Raw genomic sequence first — 418 nt, 5'->3', positions numbered from 1 at the left:
GATAATCTCTTCTCTTCTTTGTATCAAGCCATCATCAAAGGAAATCCAAAACTCAAAATGGAAGCTAGAAACATTGCAAGGGAAATGCTAAAAGAAATGGATGGTAAATGCAGGCTTGAAGATGATGATGACAAACTTGATAGAATTATAAACCGTTCCCATAGCTGTATCTATGAAACCTATGACAACTATATCTTGAAACTTGCTTCATTCCTTTATCAAAATGATCAAGTCCTATTCAATCAAATCTTTAAAGATACTCAAAAATCTCCCACTCCTTATTATTCTGAATTCTTTAAATACTATCTTGTATATCCAAAAATTTCAGGGAAAGAAACAAGAGATTTAGAAAATGAAAAAGAAAATCAAGCAAAAGAAATAAATGATGCATTTAGGCAACAATTCAGTACAGCAAGTA

The 418-nt window shown here is 31.1% G+C and carries 1 protein-coding gene; it reads left to right on the top strand.

From position 1 onward, the window contains the following. Window positions 1-418: hypothetical protein (locus BKH41_RS09955; RefSeq protein ID WP_180762822.1), on the top strand; the 418-nt coding region annotated here is incomplete at both ends.

Source organism: Helicobacter sp. 12S02232-10, assembly GCF_002272895.1.
Classification (GTDB): domain Bacteria; phylum Campylobacterota; class Campylobacteria; order Campylobacterales; family Helicobacteraceae; genus Helicobacter_J.
This window is presented reverse-complemented; position numbering and strand designations above follow the sequence as displayed.